Annotated in this window: 19 protein-coding genes, 1 tRNA gene and 1 pseudogene; 9 read left to right on the forward strand and 12 right to left on the reverse strand. The window is 70.6% G+C overall.

The annotated features are described in order from the left end of the window. Positions 1 to 33: 33 nt before the first annotated feature. From yihA to rpmH, 4 genes are read right to left on the reverse strand one after another with little or no spacing between them, the layout of a single operon-like run. Positions 34 to 675 (reverse strand): ribosome biogenesis GTP-binding protein YihA/YsxC, encoded by a 642-nt coding sequence (yihA, locus tag ACFFGE_RS08610; protein ID WP_376835905.1) that lies wholly within the window; start codon positions 673 to 675, stop codon positions 34 to 36. After that, positions 672 to 2,492 (reverse strand): membrane protein insertase YidC, encoded by a 1,821-nt coding sequence (yidC, locus tag ACFFGE_RS08615; RefSeq protein WP_376835906.1) that lies wholly within the window; start codon positions 2,490 to 2,492, stop codon positions 672 to 674. Before yidC ends, yihA begins: the two co-directional genes overlap by 4 nt. After that, entirely contained in the window at positions 2,489 to 2,893 is a 405-nt protein-coding gene (rnpA, locus tag ACFFGE_RS08620) for a ribonuclease P protein component (RefSeq protein ID WP_376835907.1), read from the reverse strand. The genes yidC and rnpA overlap by 4 nt, the downstream gene beginning before the upstream one ends. A gap of 33 nt (positions 2,894 to 2,926) precedes the next feature. Continuing rightward, a complete protein-coding gene (rpmH, locus tag ACFFGE_RS08625; protein WP_122465063.1) occupies positions 2,927 to 3,061 on the reverse strand; it encodes a 50S ribosomal protein L34 in 135 nt (44 codons plus the stop codon). Positions 3,062 to 3,177: 116 nt separating this feature from the next. Here rpmH and ACFFGE_RS08630 point away from each other — a divergent pair, with 116 nt between their 5' ends. Further along, complete coding sequence (locus ACFFGE_RS08630) at positions 3,178 to 3,900, forward strand: TVP38/TMEM64 family protein (protein ID WP_376835908.1); 723 nt, start codon at positions 3,178 to 3,180, stop codon at positions 3,898 to 3,900. Further along, positions 3,897 to 5,342: a sensor histidine kinase gene (locus ACFFGE_RS08635; RefSeq protein WP_376835909.1), complete on the forward strand. Its 1,446-nt coding sequence runs from the start codon at positions 3,897 to 3,899 to the stop codon at positions 5,340 to 5,342. The genes ACFFGE_RS08630 and ACFFGE_RS08635 overlap by 4 nt, the downstream gene beginning before the upstream one ends. 1 nt (position 5,343) lies before the next feature. On the opposite strand, the gene ACFFGE_RS08640 is transcribed toward ACFFGE_RS08635, so the two are convergent. Then, entirely contained in the window at positions 5,344 to 7,077 is a 1,734-nt protein-coding gene (locus ACFFGE_RS08640) for a gamma-glutamyltransferase family protein (RefSeq protein WP_376835910.1), read from the reverse strand. Between the two features lie 192 nt (positions 7,078 to 7,269). Here ACFFGE_RS08640 and ACFFGE_RS08645 point away from each other — a divergent pair, with 192 nt between their 5' ends. Both ACFFGE_RS08645 and ACFFGE_RS08650 read left to right on the forward strand, forming a co-directional pair. Further along, positions 7,270 to 7,791: a hypothetical protein gene (locus tag ACFFGE_RS08645; RefSeq protein WP_376835911.1), complete on the forward strand. Its 522-nt coding sequence runs from the start codon at positions 7,270 to 7,272 to the stop codon at positions 7,789 to 7,791. Positions 7,792 to 7,870: 79 nt separating this feature from the next. Further along, positions 7,871 to 7,947: transfer RNA gene (locus ACFFGE_RS08650), tRNA-Arg, on the forward strand. Positions 7,948 to 8,286: 339 nt separating this feature from the next. On the opposite strand, the gene ACFFGE_RS08655 is transcribed toward ACFFGE_RS08650, so the two are convergent. From ACFFGE_RS08655 to ACFFGE_RS08665, 3 genes are read right to left on the reverse strand one after another with little or no spacing between them, the layout of a single operon-like run. Next, the gene (locus ACFFGE_RS08655) at positions 8,287 to 9,420 is read right to left on the reverse strand and encodes an osmoprotectant NAGGN system M42 family peptidase (RefSeq protein ID WP_376835912.1); all 1,134 of its coding nucleotides are present in this window, start codon (positions 9,418 to 9,420) and stop codon (positions 8,287 to 8,289) included. 8 nt (positions 9,421 to 9,428) lie between these two features. Then, positions 9,429 to 11,198 (reverse strand): N-acetylglutaminylglutamine synthetase, encoded by a 1,770-nt coding sequence (gene ngg / locus ACFFGE_RS08660; protein ID WP_376835913.1) that lies wholly within the window; start codon positions 11,196 to 11,198, stop codon positions 9,429 to 9,431. Beyond that, on the reverse strand, positions 11,188 to 12,963 hold the full coding sequence (locus tag ACFFGE_RS08665) for an N-acetylglutaminylglutamine amidotransferase (RefSeq protein ID WP_376835914.1): 1,776 nt from the start codon (positions 12,961 to 12,963) through the stop codon (positions 11,188 to 11,190). The genes ngg and ACFFGE_RS08665 overlap by 11 nt, the downstream gene beginning before the upstream one ends. Before the next feature lie 125 nt (positions 12,964 to 13,088). Here ACFFGE_RS08665 and ACFFGE_RS08670 point away from each other — a divergent pair, with 125 nt between their 5' ends. After that, positions 13,089 to 13,550 carry a MarR family winged helix-turn-helix transcriptional regulator gene (locus tag ACFFGE_RS08670; RefSeq protein ID WP_376835915.1) on the forward strand — a complete coding sequence of 154 codons (462 nt, stop codon included), beginning with the start codon at positions 13,089 to 13,091 and terminating at the stop codon, positions 13,548 to 13,550. Here the strand turns inward: ACFFGE_RS08670 and ACFFGE_RS08675 are convergent. After that, entirely contained in the window at positions 13,531 to 14,349 is an 819-nt protein-coding gene (locus tag ACFFGE_RS08675) for a hypothetical protein (RefSeq protein ID WP_376835916.1), read from the reverse strand. The genes ACFFGE_RS08670 and ACFFGE_RS08675 overlap by 20 nt on opposite strands. Before the next feature lie 70 nt (positions 14,350 to 14,419). Between ACFFGE_RS08675 and ACFFGE_RS08680 the strand changes: the two genes are divergently transcribed. Then, positions 14,420 to 15,715, forward strand: coding sequence for an SLC13 family permease (locus ACFFGE_RS08680; protein WP_376835917.1), 1,296 nt, complete (start codon positions 14,420 to 14,422; stop codon positions 15,713 to 15,715). 2 nt (positions 15,716 to 15,717) lie between these two features. Here ACFFGE_RS08680 and ACFFGE_RS08685 read toward each other — a convergent pair whose 3' ends face one another. Both ACFFGE_RS08685 and ACFFGE_RS08690 read right to left on the reverse strand, forming a co-directional pair. After that, positions 15,718 to 16,743, reverse strand: coding sequence for a sugar kinase (locus tag ACFFGE_RS08685; protein WP_376835918.1), 1,026 nt, complete (start codon positions 16,741 to 16,743; stop codon positions 15,718 to 15,720). Positions 16,744 to 16,802: 59 nt separating this feature from the next. Next, a complete protein-coding gene (locus tag ACFFGE_RS08690) occupies positions 16,803 to 16,976 on the reverse strand; it encodes a hypothetical protein (protein WP_376835919.1) in 174 nt (57 codons plus the stop codon). A gap of 66 nt (positions 16,977 to 17,042) precedes the next feature. Between ACFFGE_RS08690 and ACFFGE_RS08695 the strand changes: the two genes are divergently transcribed. Both ACFFGE_RS08695 and ACFFGE_RS08700 read left to right on the forward strand, forming a co-directional pair. Then, on the forward strand, positions 17,043 to 17,504 hold the full coding sequence (locus tag ACFFGE_RS08695; RefSeq protein WP_376835920.1) for a DUF2231 domain-containing protein: 462 nt from the start codon (positions 17,043 to 17,045) through the stop codon (positions 17,502 to 17,504). An 11-nt stretch (positions 17,505 to 17,515) separates the two neighbouring features. Further along, on the forward strand, positions 17,516 to 18,817 hold the full coding sequence (locus tag ACFFGE_RS08700) for a PQQ-dependent sugar dehydrogenase (RefSeq protein WP_446680617.1): 1,302 nt from the start codon (positions 17,516 to 17,518) through the stop codon (positions 18,815 to 18,817). Between the two features lie 129 nt (positions 18,818 to 18,946). Here ACFFGE_RS08700 and ACFFGE_RS08705 read toward each other — a convergent pair. Next, positions 18,947 to 19,788: pseudogene (locus ACFFGE_RS08705) on the reverse strand (oxygenase MpaB family protein). 275 nt (positions 19,789 to 20,063) lie between these two features. Here ACFFGE_RS08705 and ACFFGE_RS08710 point away from each other — a divergent pair. Next, entirely contained in the window at positions 20,064 to 21,950 is a 1,887-nt protein-coding gene (locus ACFFGE_RS08710; RefSeq protein WP_376835922.1) for a ribonucleoside-diphosphate reductase subunit alpha, read from the forward strand. Positions 21,951 to 22,026: the final 76 nt, after the last annotated feature.

Below are 22,026 nucleotides of genomic sequence, written 5' to 3' on the forward strand. Positions count from 1 at the left end.
GGGGACGCCCGCCCCTGTCACGCCTTCAGGCCGTCAGGGCTCGACGCCCGTGGCGGTCATGATCGCGGCACGCAGTTCGGGAATGCCGTCGCCGTCCTCCGACGACGTCAGGGCGACCTCGGGAAAGGCCGCCGGGCGTTTGGAGACGGCCTTCAGCGTCGCCTCGCGCATGCGCTCGCCCTCGCCCTTCTTGAGCTTGTCCGCCTTGGTCAGGACGATCTGGTAGGACACGGCCGCGAGATCGAGCGCGTCCAGGGCCTCCGTATCCACCGCCTTCAGCCCGTGGCGGGCGTCGATCAGCAGATAGACCCGCTTCAGCGTGACCCGGCCGCGCAGGTAGTCGCGGCCCAGGTTCTGGAAGCGCTTGACCTCGCCCTTGGACGCCTTGGCCCAGCCGTAGCCCGGCAGGTCGACCAGCCGGAGCTTGCCGTCGAGGTCGAAGAAGTTGACCTCGCGCGTGCGGCCCGGCTCGTTGGACGCGCGCGCCAGCCCCTTCATCCCGACCAGCGCGTTGATCAGGCTGGACTTGCCGACGTTCGACCGGCCCGCGAAGGCGATCTCCGGCAGGTCCGGCTCGGGCAACTGCTCGATCTTGGCGCAGCCGAGCATGAAGGTCGCCTGGCGCGCGAACAGGACGCGGGCGGCCTCCAGATGCTCGGGGTCGACCTCGCTCACGCCTTGGCGCCGCGGGCCTTGAGGCGCTCGATGAAGGTGTCGATCGGGTTCTCGGCCTTGAAGCGGTGCATGATGATGTACTGCTGCAGGATCGAGAGGACGTTGTTCCAGGTCCAGTAGATCAGCAGGCCGGCCGCGAACGGGGCCATGATGAAGGTGAACAGGATCGGCATGAAGGCGAAGATCTGGCGCTGCACCGGATCGGGCGCCGGCGGGTTCATCGCCTGCTGCAGCCACATGGTCAGGCCGTAGACGATCGCCAGCACCGACAGACCCAGCGTGAAGCCGCCGGTCGCGTCGCTGCCGATCAGGCCGCCGATGATCGGCGCGGAGTCAGGATCCCAGGGGATCAGGCCGAACAGGTTCCAGATGTTGGACGGATCGCGCGCCGACAGGTCCTGGATCCAGCCGAAGAAGGGCGCGTGCCGCATCTCGATGGTGACGAACAGCACCTTGTAGAGGGCGTAGAAGACCGGGATCTGCACCAGGATGGGCAGGCAGCCCGCCAGCGGATTGATCTTCTCCCGCTGATACAGCGCCATCATCTCCTGCTGCTGCTTCTGCGGGTCGGCCCCGTGCTTCTTCTTGATCTCCTCGAGCTTGGGCGAGAGGGTCCGCATCTTGGACATGCTCTCGTAGGCCTTGTTGGCCAACGGGAACATGATCAGCTTGACCACCACGGTCAGGGCCAGGATCGCCAGGCCGAAGTTGCCCAGGATGCCGAAGAAGAATTCCGTCGTCAGGAAGATCGGCCGGGTCAGGAACCAGAACATCCCCCAGTCGATGGCGTAGACGAAGCGCGGCAGGCCCAGCGCGTCCTCATAGCCGGCGAGGATCTCCTCGCGCTTGGCCCCGGCGAACAGGCGCTGGGTCTCGGTGATCTGGCGGCCGGGGTTGATGGTGACGGCCTCGGCCTGCATGCGGGCGCGGTAGATCGCCTCCGCGCCCTCGCCCCGCACGGTGAGCAGGCCGGTGACCTGTTCGGACTGTTCCGGCAGCACCGCCGCCAGCCAGTATTTGTCGGTGATGCCGAGCCAGCCGCCTGTGGACTCGAATTCCTCGCGCGGGCGCTTGGCCCAGTCGCCGTACTTGATCTGGCGCGTGGTGGCGCCGCCGTCCACGAAGGTGCCGATCGCGCCCTCGTGCAGGATGAACTGCCGTCCCAGGTCCTCCGGGATGCCGTCCCGCTCGACCATGCCGTAGGGGGCGAGCGTGATGGCCTGGCCAGACAGATTGGCCACGGTGTCCGCGACCGTGAAGACGTACTGGTCGTCCACGCTGATCACGCGGGTGAAGCGCAGGCCCGCCCCGTTGTCCCAGGTCAGGGTGATCGGCGTTTGCGGCGTCAGGCGCTGGCCCGAGGTCAGCCGCCAGACGGTGTTCGGGCCGGGCACGCCGCCGGGGATGTTCTCGGCCGTCCAGCCGAACTGGGCGAAGTAGGCGTGCTCCATGCCCTGCGGCCGGAACAGCTCGACCGGCGGGGAGTCCGGGTCCAGCGTCTGGCGGTAGTTGGTCAGGAAAAGATCGTCGATCCGGCCGCCGAGGAGCGAGAGCGAGCCGCTCAGCGTCGGCGTCTGGATCGGCACGCGTTCGGACGCGGCCAGGGCCTCGGTGCGGTCCTCGATCGGGGCGCGGCCCTGGACCGGGGCGTCCTCGGGATTGGCCAGCCCCGCCGCCACCGCCTGGTTGGCGCGCTCGGCCTCGGCCGCTTGACGAAGCTCCGCCTGGGGACCGAGATAGAAAATCTGATACAGGATCAGGATCGCCGCCGTGATCACCACGAAGAAGATCGTGTTGCGGTTGTTCTTCTTGTTCATGGGGCGTCGGGTGTCCTGGCCGGGTCGGGACGGCGCGGCGTAGAGGCCGGGTCCCTGGGGGTCGCGAGCCTTGTAAGGGCCGAGGCGACATCGTCAAGCAAGCGCGCCCACGGCCGATCCGCCGTGCCCATGCGCGCCACGAAGACATAGTCGCTGCCCGGCTGCCCCAGCCTCGGCAGCAGCGCCCTGGCGGCTTCGCGCAGGCGGCGTTTGGCGCGGTTCCGCACCACCGCCCCGCCGATCTTCCTCGTGGCGGTGAAGCCCGCGCCGACGTGGCCTGAGCCGTCGCCGCGCTCCAGACGCTGGACGACCACCGCGCCCCGGGCCTCGGAACGGCCTTTGGCGGCCGCCAGGAACTGGGGCCGCCGTTTCAGGCGTTGAATATCGACAGGGTCCGTCATTGTCCTCCCCGCGAGGGGCAGGCGAAGACGGCGTCAGGCCGTGAGCTTCTTACGGCCCTTGGCGCGGCGACGCGCGACGATCTTCTGGCCGTTCTTGGTGGCCATGCGCGCGCGGAAGCCGTGACGGCGCTTGCGCACGAGTCGCGACGGCTGATAGGTCCGCTTCACGGTCGGCTCCGATTGGCTAGGCGTTAAGGCGACGGACGGGTCCGGCGCTCAGGAAGGGCGGGCCTATACGGGCGAGGGCCCGCGCCGTCAAGGGCGGAGCCGCCGCTGGAGCGAGAATGGACCGACTAAAGCGCGTCTGGCCGCTGATCCTCGTCCTGGGGGGCCTCGTGCTCGTCTTCGCGACCGGCCTCAACCGTTATCTGTCGCTGGAGACGCTGCAGCGGCACGGCGAGGCGTTGCAGGCCTTCGCCCAGGCCAACTCCCTGCTGGCGCTGCTGATCCTGGCGGCGGTGTTCGCGCTGCTGACCGCCAGCGTCGTACCGGGGGTCTTCTTCGTCACGATCACGGCGGGGTATCTGTTCGGCCCCTGGGTGGGCGGCGTCGTCACGTCCATCGCGGCGACGCTGGGCGCTCTGGCCGTTTACGGCGTCGCGCGCACCGCCCTGGGGGAGGCGCTCAGGGCCAGGGCGGCGCGCGACCAGGGTCTGCTCGCCAGGGTCTGCGAGGCGATCGACCGGGACACCTTCTGGTACGTGCTGGCCAGCCGGCTGGCGGTGGTCGTACCGTTCCACATGATCAATGTGGCGGCCGGCGTCATGGCGGTCAGGCTGCCGCCCTATCTCCTCGCCACGGTGATCGGCCTGCTGCCGGCGCACATCATCTACTGCTGGATCGGTTCGCGGCTGGATGAGTTGTTGCAGAGCGATCCGACGCCCGACGTGCAGGCGCTCTTCAACCAGTTCTGGGCCCCTATGGCGGGGGTGTTCGTGCTGGCCGTCGTGCTGCCCTTCCTGATGCGCTGGGGCCAGCGGGCGCTGGTCCGGCGGTCGTCGACATGAGTCCGGTCGAAAGGGCCCGTGACGGCGTGGCGCGGCTCCGCGCGTGGCTCGCTGGGGCCCGGCCGGCGAAGGGGCCAGACCTTCTCGCCACGCGCCTGCTGATGCTGACGGTGGCCTTCACCGCGGCGGTGGAGATCCTGATCCTGGCGCCCAGCGCCGCCTCGTTCCACGAGCGTTGGCTGCGCGACCGCATCCAGTCGGCTGAGCTGGCCTCGGTCGGGGTGGAGGCCCTGCCGTACTCCGCCGTGGAGCCCGAGACCGCCGAACAGCTTCTGGCCATCGGCGGCGTGCAGGCGGTCGCGGTCAGCGACCAGGGCGTGCTGCGCCTGCTGCTGCAGGCGCCGCAGCTGCCCCGCACGCCGGACTTCATCGACCTGAGGAATCAGGGTGTCGGCGCGCGCCTGCTGGACCCCTGGCGCACCCTCGTCGGCCATCCCGACCGATCGATCCGCGTGCGGGCGGCGCCTCGCTACCGCTCGGGCGACTACATAGAGATCGTGGCCTCGGCCGAACCGCTGAAGGCGGAGCTGCGGACCTATCTTCTGAACACCTTGCTGCTCTCGCTGGTCATCTCCGCGGCGGCGGGCGGTCTGCTCTACGCCGCCCTCGCCATGCTGGTGCTGCGCCCGCTGGGCCGGGTGACCCGCTCGATCGAGCGCTTCGCCGAGGATCCGCACGGCCCCACCGAACCGCCCAGCGACCGGGCGGACGCGATCGGCCGGGTGGAGCGCGAGCTCGCCCGCATGCAGACCGAGGTGCGACAGTCGCTGCAGTCGCGCCAGAGGCTGGTGGCGCTGGGCGAGGCGGTGGCGCGGATCAACCATGACCTCAGGAACATGCTGACCTCGGCCCAGATGGCGTCGGACCGGCTGGCGTCGTCGGCCGATCCCCAGGTGGCGCGCGCCCTGCCGCGGCTGGAGCGGGCGCTCAGCCGCGCCTCGACGCTGGCGACCAATGTGCTGGACTACGGCAAGAGCGAGGAGCCGGCTCCGGAGCGGCGTCGTGTGCCGCTCAAGGCCGCCGTGCTGGCGGCGGGCGAGGACGCCGATCTCGACCCCGCCGGCGTGCGGCTGGCCACGACCATCCCCGCCAGGGCTGCCGTCCAGGCCGACCCCGACCAGCTGCACCGCATCCTGGTCAACCTGATGCGCAACGCCCGCCAGGCGATCCTGAACGACCCGGAGCGCGACGGGCGCGGGCGGGTGGAGGTTTCGGTCCGCAGGGAGGGGGAGACCTGCGTCGTCACCCTCGCCGACGACGGGCCGGGAATCCCGCCGCGCCTGCGCGAGCGTCTGTTCCAGCCGTTCGTCACCGGCGCCAAGGACGGCACCGGCCTGGGCCTGGCCATCGCCCGCGAGCTGGCCGAGGCCCACGGCGGGGAGCTCAGGCTGCTCGACGCCGACGGGCCGGGCGCGACCTTCGAGCTGCGTCTGCCGGACTGAGCTATCGCGTCGCCACGACGCCCTCGCGGCGGTCGTCGGCGCCGGCGTCCCATCTCCCGTTCCGCCAGATCGCGCCGTGCAGGCCCGAGGTCTCCGACGCGTTCGGGGCCAGTGCGACTCCGCGCGCCGCCAGCGCCTCGCGCAGCTCCGGCGAGAAGCGCTCGGTGTCCGCGCCGAAGCCGTCGCCCCGCGCCACCAGATTGGGCAGGTCGAACGCCGTCTGGACCGGCAGACCCCAGTCCAGAACCGCGATCAGGGCCTTGGCGTTGTAGGCCAGGATCGACGGTCCGCCCGGCGAGCCGAAGGCGCCGATGAAGCGGCCCTCGCGGTCCAGCACCAGGACCGGCGACATCGAGGAGCGGGGCCGCTTGCCGGGCGCCGGCGCGTTAGCGCCCTCGCCGTTGCGCGAAAAGTCGGTCAGCTGGTTGTTCAGGAAGAAGCCCGCCGCCATACGCCCGGAGCCGAAGATGCTCTCCACCGTGGTGGTCATGCTGACCGCGTTCCCCTCGGCGTCCACGACCACGAAGTGCGAGGTGCCGCCGGGCTCGGCGGTGGCGTCCGGCGCGGTGAAGCGGCCGCCGGGCGGCGCGCCCGGCTCCGCGGCGCCGGTCAGGCCGGGCGCCAGGGCCGCGCGCTCGGCCACATAGTCCTCGTCCAGAAGTCCCTGCACGGGCACGCCGACGAAGGCCGGGTCGCCGACGTAGCGGTCGCGGTCGGCGTACATCAGCCGTTGCAGCTGGGCGAAGGCGACCCAGGCGTCCGCGTCATCGGGCCCCTCCAGCACCGCGGGGGTCCGCTCCGCCATGGCCAGCAGCTGCAGCACCGCCACGCCGCTGGACGGCGGCGGCGGCACGCACACGACATAGATCCGGTAGGGCCGGCACAGCGCCCCGCGCTCGATCGGCTCGTAGGCGGCCAGGTCCTCAAGCGTCAGCGCGCCGGGGCGAGGCTCCCGCCGCACCGCCGCCACCACGGCTTCGGCTATGGCCCCGGTCTGGAAGGCTTCAGAGCCGCCCTCGGCGATGCGCCGCACCGTCTCGGCGTAGGCGGGGTTCCTGAGCACGTCGCCCGCCTGATGCCGCTCGCCGTCGGCCTTGGTGAAATAGGCGCGGGCGTCCGGCGTCGACGTCTGCGGGAAACGGCCGGCGATCATGCCGGCCAGGCGCGGGCTGACGACGAAACCCTCCTCGGCCAGCCGTTCCGCCGCGCCGAACAGCTCGGACCAGGGCAGCTCGCCGTGCTCGCCCTGCGCCAGCGCCAGCATCGGCACGGCGCCCGGCGCGCCGGTGGACCGGCCCGACAGCACGGCGGCGGCGAAGTCCAGCGGGCGCCCGTCCTCGAAGAACAGTTCGGCGGACGCGGCGGCCGGCGCGGTCTCGCGCCCGTCATAGGCGGTCACCTCTCCGGTGGAGGCGTCGTAATGCATCATGAAGGCGCCGCCGCCGAGGCCCGAGGACTGCGGCTCGACCAGGCCCAGCACCGCCTGGATCGCGACGGCGGCGTCGACCGCCGAACCTCCGCGACGCAGCACCTCCATCCCGGCCTCCACCGCCAGGGGATTGGCGGCGGCGACCAGCGGCCCCCGCGCCACGGGCGTCGGCGCGGGGGCCGCCGCCTGGCTCGGGACGGCGCCGCCCGAGCCGGTCATGCCGAGGGCGGCGCAGCCCGCCAGGGCCAGCGTCATCATCAGCGACGGGAGCGCCGCCCAGCGGCGCACGGAGGCGAACTTCGACATGGATCGACCTTGGGGGAGGGACCGGGACCCGGCAATAGGGACCGGGACCCGGCAATGTGGACGCTGGCGCCGCTCGACGAAAGGTCCGGGACGCGACAAGCTGTGCGGACCGTCCAGGGAGATGTCATGCGCGCTCGCCGTCCGTCCGCTCTTCTCGCGGCCCCCTGCCTCGTGACCCCATGCCTCGCCGTCTTGTGCCTCGCCGCCGTCGCCGCCGCCCCCGGCGGCGCCCGGGCCCAGACGCCCGTCGCGGAGGCCCCACAGGCGGCGCCCGCGGACGTCGGCTCCGAGGACGCCATCATCGCGGCGCTCTACGACGTCATCTCCGGTCCGGCGGGCGAGGTTCGGGACTGGGATCGCTTCCGCTCCCTGTTCCGCCCCGGGGCCGTCCTCACCGGCACGGGACGAGGTCCGGACGGCGTGGCGCGCGCGCGGACGATGACGGTGGAGGACTATATCGCCCGCAATGGGCCGGTCCTGACCGAGCGGGGCTTCTTCGAGACCGAGACCGGGCGGCGCGGCGAGCGGATCGGCCCGGTGGTGGCGCTGCTGTCCGGCTACGAGAGCCGCGCGACCGAGGACGGCGAACCGTTCGATCGCGGCGTCAACGCCATCCACCTTTATGACGACGGTCGGCGGTTCTGGGTCATCGCCATAACCTGGGCGTCCATCCCGCCGGGCGGCGAGGCCCCCGCGGGCCTGCTTCCGCAATGACGCCGAGCGCGCCGCTTTCGGGGCTTGCCCCCGCCGCCGCCCTCCGCTATGCACCCGCCCTCGCCGTCAAGGCCAGTGCGCGCCCGTAGCTCAGCTGGATAGAGCATCAGACTACGAATCTGAGGGTCGGACGTTCGAATCGTTCCGGGCGCGCCATCTATCTTCTCTCCGCCAGTCCCGTCCCCTCAGCGGAGCTCCCGGCTCGGGAGGGGGTCGGGTCCGCTCTCGGCCGGGCGACCAATCACTCTCGCCCATGATCCGCTGAGCCGGCTCTACGCTACGACCGGCACGGCCGGCGGGACCCATGTCCATGACGGGGGCCGGATTGCGGGGCGGCCGTCAGCGGCGCGGCGCGATCCACGGCTTCAACGCCCTGAACGAGCTGACCGCCTCCACGGTGGGCGGCGTGAGCCGGGGACACGCTAACGCTTCCGCCGGTCGCCTGATCGGCGCGGAGGACCGTTCCCGCGGCCGCCGGCCGGTCGGGCGGGATGGTCACTCGGGGCCGCTGTCGTCCAGGGGCTGGTGAGTGAAGCCCTCGGGGCCGGAGACGGGTTCGCGGTCCCGTTCGATCTCGACCGGGCTGAGGGCGTAGGCGACGGCGAGACGGGCCACCGAGACCAGGGCGTCGAGGTGAACGCGCTCATAGCCGTGGCTGGCGTCGACGCCGAAGGTGATCAGGGCCGTGCGGATGTCCGCTCCGGCTTCCAGCGCCGAGGCGGAGTCGGAGCGGTAGTAGCGGAACACGTCCTTCTGGAACGGGATGTCTTGCTCGCGCGCCAGCCGCGCGAGCTTGTTCGTCAGGTGCCAGTCGAAGGGACCCGTCTGGTCGGCCATGGCCAGGGTGACGCCGAACTCCGACGAGTTCTGGCCGGGCGCGGTCGTGCCGTTGTCGATGGTCACCATCGAGGCGACGTCGGGCACGAGCACCGACGAGGCGCCCAGGCCCACTTCCTCGGCGATGGTGATGAGGAAATAGAGATCGACCGGCGGGCGGCCGTTGACCTCATGGGTCTTCAGCGCCTTGAGCGCGGCCATCAGGCTGGCGACGCCCGCCTTGTCGTCCAGGTGGCGCGAGACGATGAAGCCGTTGTCGATGAACTCCGGCTGGGGGTCGATCGCGACGATGTCGCCGACGTCGAGGCCGAGCTTGAGCACGTCGTCGCGGCTGAAGACGGGGGCGTCCAGGCGCAGCTCGACCTGGGTCCAGGCGACGGGCTGGGCGTCCACCTCCTCGTTGAAGGTGTGGCCGGACGCCTTGAGAGGCAGGATGGTGCCGCGCACCCGCGTCTCCTCGCCGAAGACGGTGACGCGGGCGCCCTCGGCGAAGCGGGACGACCAGTGGCCGATGGGCACGAGCTCAAGTCGCCCGGTTTGCTTGATGCGCTTGACCTGGGCGCCGAGGGTGTCGACGTGGGCCACGAGCGCGCGGGCGGAGCCCTGGGTCTCTCCTTTGATCCGTGCACGGATGGCGCCCCGACGGGTCAGCTCATAGTCCACGCCGAGCGCGTTCAGCTCCCGGCACAGGCTCCAGACGGCCTCGTCGGTGTAGCCGGTGGGACTGGCGATCGCGAGCAGCGCCTTCAGCTGGTCGGTCAGGTAGTCGGGGTCGATCGGGGGCAGCGGCATATGTCTCGTCAGGTGTCGCGGTTCTGGACGGCGGCGCGGGCCGAGGTGGGTATGGACAGGGGAAACAACAGGTCGATGAAGCGCTCGGCCGTGGGCTGCGGCTCGTGGTTGGCGAGGCCTGGGCGCTCGTTGGCCTCGATGAAGGCGTAGTCGGGCTCCCGCGGGTGCCTGACCATCAGGTCGATGCCGGTGACGGAGATGTCGATGGCGCGGGCGGCGGCGACGGCGGCGCGGATCAGGGCGGGATGAACTTCGTCCGTCACGTCGTGGATGGTGCCGCCGAGGTGCAGGTTGGCGGCCTTCCTGACCTGGATCTCCTCGCCCTCGGGCGCGACGTCGTCCAGCGTGTAGCCCGCCTCGGCGAGGGTGCGTTCGGTCTCGGCGTCGACGGGGATGCGGGATTCGCCGCCGGTCGCGGCGGCGCGGCGGCGGCTCTGGTGCTCGATCAGGGCGCGGAGCGTGGAGCGGCCGTCGCCGATCACGCGGGGCGGACGACGCAGCGCGGCCGCGACCACCTTGAAGTCGATGACGACCAGACGCAGGTCGTCGCCCTTCACCTGCTGTTCGACCAGCACCTCGGGGCACAGGGCGCGGGCGGCGTCGATGGCGTCGGCGACGGCCTCGAGCGTGGTGAGGCCGACGAAGACGCCCTTGCCCTGCTCCCCGCGCGCGGGCTTGACCACCAGGGCGCCGTGGCGGTCGAGCGCGGCCTTCAGCGCCCCCTCGTCCTCCGGGTCGATGCGCTCGGGCACGGCCACGCCCGCCGCCTCGACCATGCGGCGGGTCATGCGCTTGTCGTCGCAGATCGAAAGGGCCACGGCCGAGGTCAGCTCCGACAGGCTCTCGCGGCAGCGGATCGAACGGCCGCCCCAGCTTAGGCGGAACAGGCCGCCCTCGGCGTCGATGATCTCGGTGTGGATGCCGCGCCGGCGCGCCTCGTCGACGATGATGCGGGCATAGGGGTTCAGGCCTGCGTCGTCGGCCGGACCGACGAACAGCGCCTCGTTGATCGGGTTCTTGCGCTTGACCGCGAAGAAGCTGACCCGCCGGAAGCCGAGCTTTTCATAGAGCGCGATGGCCTGGTCGTTGTCGTGCATGACCGACAGGTCCATGAACGCCAGCCCGTGGGTCTTGAAGTGTTCGGCCAGGCGCCGGACCAGGGCTTCGCCGACGCCCGGCTGGGTGGCCTGGGGGTCGACGGCGAGACACCAGAGCGAGGAGCCCTGTTCCGGGTCCTCGAAGGCGCGGCCGTGGTTCACGCCGGTGACGGTCCCGATGATGCGGCCGGTCGCTGAGTCCTCGGCCACCAGATAGACGAGGCTGCGGTCGTCGCGGTGGGTCCAGACGAAGTCCGGCGGCGCCTGCACCATGCGCCGCTTGGCGTAGATCTCGTTGATGGCCTGGGCGTCGGCCTCCGACACCAGACGCCGCACCAGGAAGCCGCGCGGCTGGCGCCGGCTGGCGCGATAGGTCGCGAGGTCCAGCCGGAAGGTGTGGGACGGATCGAGGAACACCTCCTGCGGCGCGCCCGCCAGAAGCACGTGCGGGTTGCGGACGTAGAAGGCGATGTCGCGCCGGTCCGGTCCCTCGGCGCGCAAGGCGTCGATCAAGGGCTCGGCCTTGGGGAAGGTCTGGGCGAACAGCAGCCGCCCCCAGCCGCAGTCGAGCGTGGCGTTCTCCACCCTCGGGGCGCCGCCGAAGACGGGCTTCAGCCCCTCGTGGCGCAGGCGTTTCAGGCGGTGGGCCTTGGACCGGCCGAGGCGGACGTCAGAGGCCATGGGTCTGCAGCCACATCTCGAGAAGCGCGACCTGCCAAAGCTCCGACCCGCGCAAGGGGGTGATGTGGGCCTTCGGGTCGGCGAACAGCCGGTCCAGCCAAGCGTCCTGGAACAGGCCGCGCTCCTTGGCCGCCCGGCTGGTCAGGGCGTCGCGCGCCATCTCCAGGTAAGGGCCCTCGATGTGCTTCAGCGCCGGCACGGGGAAGTAGCCCTTGGGCCGGTCGATGACCTCGGCGGGGATGACCTTGCGGGCCGCCTCCTTCAGCACGCCCTTGCCGCCGTGGGCCAGCTTGTGCTCGGGCGGGATGCGGGCGGCCAACTCGACCAGCTCGTGGTCCAGGAACGGCACACGGGCCTCCAGACCCCAGGCCATGGTCATGTTGTCGACCCGCTTCACCGGGTCATCGACCAGCATCACCTGACTGTCGAGACGCAGCGCCTTGTCGACCGGCGTCTCGGCGCCGGGGCGGGCGAAATGGGCCTCGACCAGCGCACGGCTGGCGTCGTGGTCGGCCAGCCAGCGGGGGTTCAGCTGGGTCGCCAGGGTGGCGTGCGAGCGGTCGAAGAAAGCCTTCGAATAGGTCTCGGTCGCGTCGTTCGCGCCCTGCATGGGCGGGTACCAGTGATAGCCGGCGAACACCTCGTCGGCGCCCTGGCCGGACTGCACCACCTTGATGTGCTTCGAGACTTCCTGGCTGAGCAGGTAGAAGCCGACGTTGTCATAGGAGACCATCGGCTCGGACATGGCCGCGATGGTCCCGGGCAGGGCCTCCATCAGCCTGTCGTGGGGCACGAAGATCTGGTGGTGCCGCGTGCCGTAGTGCTTGGCGATCAGGTCCGAATAGACGAACTCGTCCCCCTTCTCGCCGTTGGCCGCCTCGAAGCCGACGGAGAAGGTCATCAGCTCGTGCTGGCCCAGTTCGGCCAGCAGGCCGACGATCAGGCTGGAGTCGACGCCGCCGGACAGGAGCACGCCCACCGGCACGTCGGCCACCATGCGCCGCTTCACCGCTATGCGCAGGCTGTCCAGCACCTGGTCGCGCCAGTCCTCGAAGGAGGTCTGCGCATCGCCCGGCCCCCGCGCATGCGGCGGCGACCAGTACAGCCGGTCCTTGAACGCACCGTCGGGCTCATAGACGCGGATTGTCGCCGGCGGGAACTTGGTCACGCCCTTCAGGATCGTGCGCGGCGGCGGCACGACGGCGTGGAAGCTCATGTAGTGGTGAAGCGCGATCGGATCGATCGAGGTGTCGACGTCGCCGGCCTTCACCAGCGCCGGCAGGCTGGAGGCGAAGCGCAGCCGCTTGCCCTGCGCGGCCATGTAGAGCGGCTTGATGCCGAAGCGGTCGCGCGCGATCACGACGCGGCCGGTGTCGCGCTCGTGGATGACGAAAACGAACATGCCCATGAAGCGGTCGACGCAGCGGTCGCCCCACTGGGCCCAGGCCTTCAGGATCACCTCGGTGTCGCCGTGCGAGAAGAAGCGGTGGCCGAGCGCCTGAAGCTCCTCGCGCAGCTCCGGATAGTTGTAGATGCAGCCGTTGAAGGCGACCGTCAGACCCAGGTCGGCGTCGACCATGGGCTGCTGCGCCTTTTCCGACAGGTCGATGATCTTGAGGCGGCGGTGACCCAGGCCCACGGGGCCGCGCAGCACCACGCCCGATCCGTCAGGTCCCCGCGGCGAGAGCGCATCCGTCATACGTTGCAGCGCGCCGGCGTCCGCCGCGCGGCCGTCGAAATTGATCTCGCCGCTCAAGCCGCACATAGGCCATCCTTGTGTTGTGGAAGTTGCGTGCACAAATAGTTTGCACACTAAGGATTACAACCCGAATGGTCGCGCCTGGTTCGCCCGCCGCCGTGGAAAAACACGCCGAAACTGAACGGACGCCCGTGCAGATCGATCCCTCGGTGACGCTGCTGCGCTCGCTGCGCCGGGTCGCCCAGGCGATCGACGTGCGCTCACGCGAGATCGCCCGGCTGACCGGGCTGACCCTGCCGCAGCTGATCGTGCTGCAGGCGATCCGCACCCTGGGCGAGGTCACGACCCAGCAGATCTCGCGCGAGGCGGCGATGTCGGCGCCCACGGTGGTGGCGGTGCTGGACAAGCTGGAGGCCAAGGCGCTGATCGCGCGCTATCGCTCGACGAAGGACCGCCGGGTCGTGCACGCGCGGCTGACGGCGGCGGGTGAAGAGGCGCTGGCGGCCGCGCCGGACCTTCTTCAGCCGGGATTCATGGCGGCTTTCCGCGCCCTGCCCGAAGGCGAGCGTCAGGCGCTGGCCGAGGCCGTCAGCCGGGTGGCGATGCTGATGGCGCCGCCGCCGGTCGAGCCGGTCAGCTCCGCCACTCGCTGAGGGTGGCGCCGGCGGCGTCGGTGAAGGCGACGCGATCGATCTCCACCGCCGCCACGCACGTCGGCCGCTGGTCGGGGCCCGAGGCCGAGCAGCGAATGGCCCGGCCGTCGGCGAAGCTCGCCAGGCGGCCCGCCACCACCAGCCGATAACCCGCCGCCGGGATGGTCGGGGCCGCGGCGTCCTCGTCCTCGGCGCGGATGACGTGGGAGTAGGCCCGGCCCTCGCGCCGGTTCACCCGCGATCCGCCCTCGGGAAACACCACCGCCAGGCCGTAGGTCTGGGGACTGGCGCCGGCCGGAGCCAGCGGATCGGGGCGCACGGACGGGCAGGCCGGCGTCCGCAGCCAGGGCCGGGTCAGCCAGACGCCTTCCACCGCCTCCGCGTCCGGAGCCGCCTGACGGATCAACGCGGTCTCGGCCCAATCGGCCGGGGTGAGGGCCAGGGTCAGGGCGCCGTCGGCCGCGCGGGTGACGCCGGGCAGCCCAGGCGCCGACGCCGCGCTGGCGGGCGCGCCGCAGCCGAAGGCCTGAACCAGGGTGAACTGTCGCCCGGCCAGGCGCGGGGAAGGGGCCTCGGTCCGGCCCTCGGCGAAGTCGGACGCCGCCTGGTCGAAGGCCCGAATGAGGTCGGCGCGCGACATTGGGGCGATCTGGACGATCGGCGCGGGCGCCGGCTCCGGCGTTTCGACCGGTACGGGCTCGGGCTCGGGCGGGGTTTCGGGCGTCCGGTCGCAGGCGGCGAGCGAGAGCGTGGAAACGAGGGCGACAGCGGCCGTGGCGGAGGTCCGTGAGGCGAGCATGCGCCAGCCTAACACGTGGCGCCCTCGTGTGAACCGGTTGACGAAGACGCGGGCGCGCGGACTATCGGGCATGACTTTCGAGCAAATGGCTGCGCTTGGCGTTCTCACGGCGGTGGTCTTCGGGCTGATCCAGGGGCGGCTGCGCTCCGACGTCGTGGCCCTGACCGGCGCCGCCGTGCTGCTGGTGACCGGCGTGGTGCGCCCGGTGGAGGTGCAGGAGGCCTTCGCCTCGCCGGCCATCGTGGCCCTCGCATCCCTCTTCGTCCTGGCCTACGCCATCGAGTTGTCGGGGTTTCTGGGCCTGCTGATCCGCATGGGAGCTCGGCTGTGCGCGCGCATCGGCGCGGCGGGGCTGTGGCTTGTCATCGGCCTGTCGGGCGGGGCCTCGGCGTTCCTCAACAACACCCCGATCGTGGTGCTGGCCGCGCCGGTGGTGAAGGATGTGGCGAGCTCGCTGAACCTGGACCCGAAGCGGTTCCTGATACCGCTGTCCTACGTCACGATCATGGGCGGCGCCTGCACCCTGATCGGCACCTCGACCAACCTGCTGGTCAACGACATGGCCAGAAGCGCGGGCCAGCCGGTGTTCGGCATGTTCGAGATCACCCCGGTCGGGCTGGTGATCGCCGTGTTCGGCGGGATTTATCTCTACGTCTTCGGCGGGCGACTTCTGGCGCGGGCGAGCGAGGACGCCCACCCCACGCCGAACCGGGTCCAGACCGGAGACGGTCTTCTGGGCGACCTGAAGCTGTTCAAGGTCGACAAGCCGCTCGATCGGCGAAAGGCGCTGGTCTCGGTCGGGGTGTTCATCGCCGTGGTGACCGCCGCCGCCATGGGCTGGGCGCCGATCGCGGCGGCCGCCTTCGCGGGCGCGGTCCTGTTGATCCTGGTGGGGGTCATCACCCCGGACGAGGCCTATGCGGGCCTGAGGCCGGAGGTGCTTCTGCTGATCGCCGGCATGGTGGTTGTGGGCCTGTCGATCGAGCTGACGGGGCTGGCGGAGTCCGGAGCCTCGGCGCTGATCGAGGTGATCCGGCCGCTGGGGCCGCTGGGGGCCCTGATCATCCTCTACGGCGTGACCCTGTTCGCCACGGAGATCCTGTCGAACGCCGCGGTGGCGGTGCTGCTGACGCCGATCGCGGTGGCCTTGGCGGAGAGTTTGGGGGTCGACCCCCGCCCCTTCCTGGTCGCGATCATGATGGCGGCCAGCGCCGCCTTCGCCACGCCCTTCGGCTATCAGACGAACGTGCTGGTCTACGAGACCGGCGGCTACACCTACATGGACTTCCTCAGGATCGGCGTGCCGCTGAACCTGATCAGCTGGGTGGCGGCGGGCCTGGCGATCCCCGTCTTCTTCCCGTTCTGAGTTCAGCGGATCGCCGCCGCCGAGCCGCCGTCGGCGAGGGCGCGGACCTCGGCGGCCGTGGTCATGGCGTTGTCGCCGGGCGTGGTCATGGCCAGCGCGCCGTGGGCCCAGCCCAGACGGACGGCGGCATGGATGTCCCAGCCCGCAATCAGGCCCTCGATCAGGCCCGCGGCGAAACCGTCGCCGCCGCCGACGCGGTCCAGGATGTCGATCTCGCGCGCCTCGACCTCGGCCCGCTCGCCGTCGCTCCACGCCACCGCGCCCCAACGGTTTCGCGAGGCCGACAGGGGATCGCGCATCGTGGCCGCGAAGATTGAGATGTTCGGAAGCTCACCCGTCAACCGCTTCACCAGGGCGTCGAAGGGCGCCGGGTCCGCCGGGTGGGTCCGCGCCGGGCCGGCGTCCAGTCCCAGGCAGGAGGCGTAGGCGTACTCGTCGCCGATCAGGACGTCGACGAGGCCCGCGATCTCGCGGTTGACCCGACGCCCGGCGTCGGGATCCGGGTGGGCGGCCCACAGGCTGTGGCGATAGTTGAGGTCATAACTGACGACCACGCCGTGTCGTTTGGCGGCGCGGACGGCCTCCAGGGTCGTCGCGGCCGTCTCTTCCGACAGGGCCGCGAAGATGCCGCCGGTGTGGAGCCAGCGGACCCCGACCTCGTCGAACAGCCGGTCCCAGTCGACCTCCCCGGGCGCCAGCTGCGCGGCGGCCGAGCGCGCCCGGTCCGAGACGCCCAGCGCCCCGCGCACGCCGAAGCCGCGCTCGGTGAAGTTCAGTCCCATGCGCGCGTCTCGGCCGATGGGGTCCGCCTCGCGCCACAGGATGTTCGAGATATCGACGCCGCCGGCCAGGATCAGGTCTTCGGCGAGCGCCCCGAGTTCAGTCCGGGGCAGGGCCGTGACCACGGTTGTGCGACGTCCGAACGTCTTCCTCAGCCCGCGCGCCACATTGTACTCGCCGCCGCCCTCCCAGACCTCGAAGGACCGGGCCGTACGGATCCGGCCCTCGCCCGGGTCAAGACGGAGCATGACCTCCCCCAGGGCCGCGCAGTCGAAGCGGCAAAGGTCTGCGGGGCGGAGCGAGAGGGTCATTTCAGGAGCGTGGGCGGCCGGAGCGAGAGTTCGGGGATGACCACGACCAGCTTAAGCGCGCCGACGCAAGCGGGATAGAACGACCCGGTCGATTTCATCGTCTCGATCATCGGGACGGCGCCGATGAAGGACCCCACGCGTCGGGCCTGGTCCAGCGGCGGCGAGCTCAAGGTGCGCACTGGACCTGGGCAGGCTTCGCCCTGGCAACCAATCCGTCTCCAGCGGATTGGGCCCTCATGCCAAGCTTCCAGACAGCCACCGCCTCGTTGCGGGACGTGGTGACCGCGCGCGGCCCCCATCCGGCCCACGCCGTCCTGCTCGCCTTTCCGATCGCCCTGTTCACCAGCGCGGTCGCCACGGACATCGCCTATCTCCGGACGGCCGAGGTGCAGTGGACGAACTTCTCGTCCTGGCTGATCGCGGGCGGCCTGCTGTTCACCGGCCTGACGCTGGCGTGGGCGCTTCTCGCCGCGGCGGCAGGCTGGCGCGGAGCCGAGCGTCGGGCGCGTCTGGTCTACGCCGCCGTGCTGCTTCTGCTGTTCGTGATCGGCCTGATCAACGCCTTCAAGCACAGCCAGGACGCTTGGAGCTCGGTCGAGGCCTTCGGCCTGATGCTGTCCATCCTGTCGGCGCTCCTGGCCCTCGTCGCCGGGGTTCTGGCCTTCTGGGCGCCCGGCGCGCGGGAGCCGGGCCGATGATCCGCGCGGCGATGATCCCGGCGGCCTGCGCGGTCCTGATGCTTGCCGGCTGCGGCGGCGAGGAAAGGCTGGTGGAGACCGGGCCGAACCCGACCATCCCCGACATCCGGGAAAGTCTGGTCCCGTCGATGAACATCGCCCGGCCGGCGGGCTGGGGCGACCAGACCCCCGTCGCGCCGGAGGGCTTCACCGTCACGGCCATGGCCACGGATCTTCGGATCCCCCGCCAGATGCTGGTGCTGCCCAACGGCGACATCCTGATCGCCGAGGGGCGCGGCGGGAATGCGCCCGCGCTCCGCCCCAAGGACGTTCTGGCCGGGCTGATCAAGAAGCGGGGGACCACCCAGGTCGAGAGCGGGGACCGCATCACCCTGCTGCGTGACGCGAACAACGACGGTCGGCCGGAGGTGCGCACCGTCTTCATCGACAATCTGAACGCGCCCTACGGCCTCGCCTTCATCGACGGCTATGTCTACGTCGCCAATCAGGACGCGGTGGTCCGCTTTCCGTACCAGGACGGCCAGACCCGCATCACGGCGGCGGCCGAGGAGGTCACGAAGCTTCCCGCCGAGATCAATCACCACTGGACTAAAGCCATGACCCGCTCGGCCGACGGGCTGACGCTCTATGTCGGCATCGGCTCGAACAGCAATGTGGGCGAGCGCGGCATGGCGGCTGAGGAGGAGCGCGCGGTGGTCTGGGCCGTCGATCCGACGACGGGCGCCCACCGCACGGTGGCGCGCGGGCTGCGCAATCCCACCGCCCTGGCCATCGAGCCTCAGACCAGCGCCCTGTGGGCGGTGGTCAACGAACGCGACGAGATCGGACCGCAGGCCTCGCCCGACTACCTGACCACGGTGCGCGAAGGCGGCTTCTACGGCTGGCCCTACAGCTACTGGGGCCGGAACGTCGACCCGCGCGTCCGGCCCCGGAGACCCGATCTGGTCGCCCGCGCGATCACGCCGGACTACGCCCTGGGCTCGCACGTCGCCGCGCTCGGCCTGTCGTTCGCAAGGGACGGCGGCTTCGGCGGCCGCTTCGCCGAGGGCGCCTTCATCGGCGAGCATGGCAGCTGGAACCGCCGGAATCTGTCCGGCTACAAGGTGACGTGGGTCCCCTTCTCGGCCGGCCGCCCGAACGGCGACCCGGTCGATTTCCTGACCGGATTCCTGACGGACGACGGGCAGGCGCGCGGCCGCCCCGTGGGCGTGCTGTTCGATCCGGAGCGGCGCATCCTGCTGGTCGCGGACGACCTGTCCAACACCGTCTGGCGCGTCGCCCCCCGCGCGCCGGAGGCGCCGGCGCGACCCTAGACCGAAATCGGTTCAGTTGGACGCAGGTCCAACTGGGCTCGGATTTCGGTCCAGTTTCAAGCGAGAGCCTGATTCACGCCTCAAGCGGAATCGCAAAGCGACTCACATAGGCCGATCAGGCCCTGACGGTCAGGCCGCGTCGGGTCGTTCGAAAGCCCAGCGCACCACGCCTCCCAAGGCCATGGCCGCCGCCCGCGTGCCTGGTCGCGTCAGCGCCGGCGGCGCGATCCCGTGCATCCGCCGCGCCCAGTCGGGCAGCAGGTCCACGCCCGCGTCCAGCGTCAGGCGCTGGAAGGGCCGCAGCGCGGGCTTCATGGGCGGCGGGTCGAGGATCAGCCGCGCCACCTCCCGGGTACGCTCGTCCACCCTCAGGGCCGGCTTCAGGGTCGCGATCAGCGCCCGCGCCTCGCTTGTGGACCGAGGGACGGGATCGGCGCCCAGCCGCGCCCCACCTCCGCCATCTCGGCGAAATAGCGATCCTGATCGTTGGCGCTGAGCCGCGGGTCGACCAGGCGGCGGTAGGCGGCGAGAAAGCTGGTCGTCTCCGTCACGTGCACCCAGGCCAGCAGGTCCGGCCGGTCGGCGGCGTAGGCGCTCCCGTCCGGCAGCGTACCCCGCACCCGCCCGTGGATAGACCGCACCCGGGCGATCGCGGCCTCGGCCTCCTCCGGACCGCCATAGGTGGTCAGGGCGATGAAGCGGGCGGTGCGCCTCAGTCGTCCGGCCAGATCCTCGCGGAAGTTGGAGTGGTCCCACACGCCGGCCAGCACCTGCGGATGCAGCATCTGCAGCAACAGGCCCGCGACCCCGCCGGCCAACATGGCGACCACGTCGCCGTGCACCCTCCAGGCGACGGAGTCCGGGCCGAACAGACCGTCGGTCCGGCGCGCCACAGGCCGCTCGCCCCGCGAGGAGTCGTTGAAGACGGCGACGATCTCGGCCGCCAGGCGGCGGCGCACGGAGGCCAGCATGGCGGAGAGGATAGGCGGTCCCCCGCCGTCCCGCCGCTGCCCCGTCGTCGCGGATCACGCCTTCGTGAGATCGGGCGTCGCGCGGCCGTCACGGCCTGTCCACAGGCTCATCCCCCGCCGCGACGATGATTCGCCCGGAAAACGAACGTCAAGCCGTTGACGCCCCGTTCACCATCTGCGCCCCATATGTGGGCTCGGGCAGCGCTTCGGCCACTAGATGATGTGGTTTCGGCGCGGGGATCATCACCGGATTGAGTTCAGGAATCGGGACGAACATGGCTGGCGGCGAGGCTTTGAAGTCGGTGGAATTCGGGACGGAGCGCGAGGCGCTCGCCCCCGAAAGGCCGCATCTGGCGGTGGTTCGGTCGGTGCAGATCGACCGCAGCCGCGACGCGCTGTTGACGGACTTCGGCAAGAAGACGCTTGAGGACCGCTACCTGCTGCCGGGCGAGAGCTATCAGGACATGTTCGCCCGGGTGGCCACCGCCTTCTCGGACGACGCCGACCACGCGCAGCGGATCTACGACTATATCTCGCGTCTGTGGTTCATGCCGGCGACGCCGGTGCTGTCGAACGGCGGCGCCAACCGCGGCCTGCCGATCTCGTGCTTCCTGAACGCGGTGGGCGACAGCCTGGAAGGCATCCAGTCGGTCTGGAACGAGAACGTGGCGCTGGCGTCGAACGGCGGCGGCATCGGCACCTACTGGGGCGGGGTCCGCTCCATCGGCGAGAAGGTCAAGGGCGCGGGCCAGACCTCGGGCATCATCCCCTTCATCCGGGTGATGGACTCCCTGACGCTGGCGATCAGCCAGGGCTCGCTGCGCCGGGGCTCGGCGGCGGTCTACCTGGACGTCCACCATCCGGAGATCGAGGAGTTCCTGGAGATCCGGAAGCCCTCGGGCGACTTCAACCGCAAGTCCCTGAACCTGCACCACGGCATCAACATCACCGACGCCTTCATGGAGGCGGTTCGCGACGGCAAGCCCTTCGCGCTGGTCTCGCCCAAGACCGGCGAGACGATGAAGACCGTGGACGCCCGCACCCTGTGGCAGAAGATCCTCGAGATCCGCCTCCAGACCGGCGAGCCCTACCTGATCTTCTCCGACACGGTGAACCGCCAGATGCCCGCCCACCAGCGCGAGCTGGGGCTCAGCGTCAAGCAGTCGAATCTCTGCTCGGAGATCATGCTGCACACCGGACGCGACCACCTGGGCATCGACCGCACCGCCGTCTGCTGCCTGTCGTCGGTCAACGCCGAGACCTTCCTGGAGTGGCGCGAGGAGCCGCGCTTCATCGAGGACGTGATGCGCTTCCTCGACAATGTGCTCGAGGACTTCATCCGCCGGGCGCCGCCGGAGATGCGCGCCGCCGTCTATTCGGCCCAGCGGGAGCGTTCGGTGGGTCTGGGGCTGATGGGCTTCCACTCGTTCCTGCAGCAGCAGGGCGTGGCCTTCGAGAGCGCCATGGCCAAGAGCTGGAACATGCGCCTGTTCAAGCACCTGCGCCGCGAGGCCGACAAGGCGAGCCGCCTGCTGGCCGAGGAGAAGGGGCCGTGCCTGGACGCCAAGGAGCGCGGCGTCATGGAGCGGTTCAGCCACAAGCTGGCCATCGCGCCGACGGCCTCGATCTCGATCATCTGCGGCGGCACCTCGGCGGGCATCGAGCCGATCCCGGCCAACATCTACACCCACAAGACCCTGTCGGGCTCCTTCGCGGTCAAGAACCCCTATCTGGAGCGCCTGCTCGACGAGAAGGGACAGAACACCGACGTGGTCTGGTCCTCGATCCTGGAGCACGAGGGGTCGGTCCAGCACCTGGACTTCCTCAACGACGAGGAGAAGGCGCTCTTCAAGACCGCTTTCGAGCTGGACCAGCGCTGGATCATCGAGCTCGCCGCGGATCGCACGCCTGAGATCTGCCAGGCCCAGTCGATCAACGTCTTCCTGCCGGGCGACATCGACAAGTGGGATCTGCACATGCTGCACTGGTCGGCCTGGGAGAAGGGCGTGAAGTCGCTCTACTACCTGCGGTCCAAGTCGGTGCAGCGCGCGGCCTTCGCCGGCGCGGACGCCAAGGGCGACGAGCCCGAGGTCGATCCGAACCAGCCGGACCTCTTCTCGGTCGCCCGCACCGACTATGACGAGTGCCTCGCCTGTCAGTAGGCCGATCCGTTTTGACGCGCGCGGAACCTCCCCGCCGGGCGCGACGTTCGGAATGCGGTGAAAGCTTGTCGTGAAA

Origin of the sequence: Brevundimonas balnearis, assembly GCF_042434805.1 — a bacterium.
Classification (GTDB): Bacteria; Pseudomonadota; Alphaproteobacteria; order Caulobacterales; family Caulobacteraceae; genus Brevundimonas; species Brevundimonas balnearis.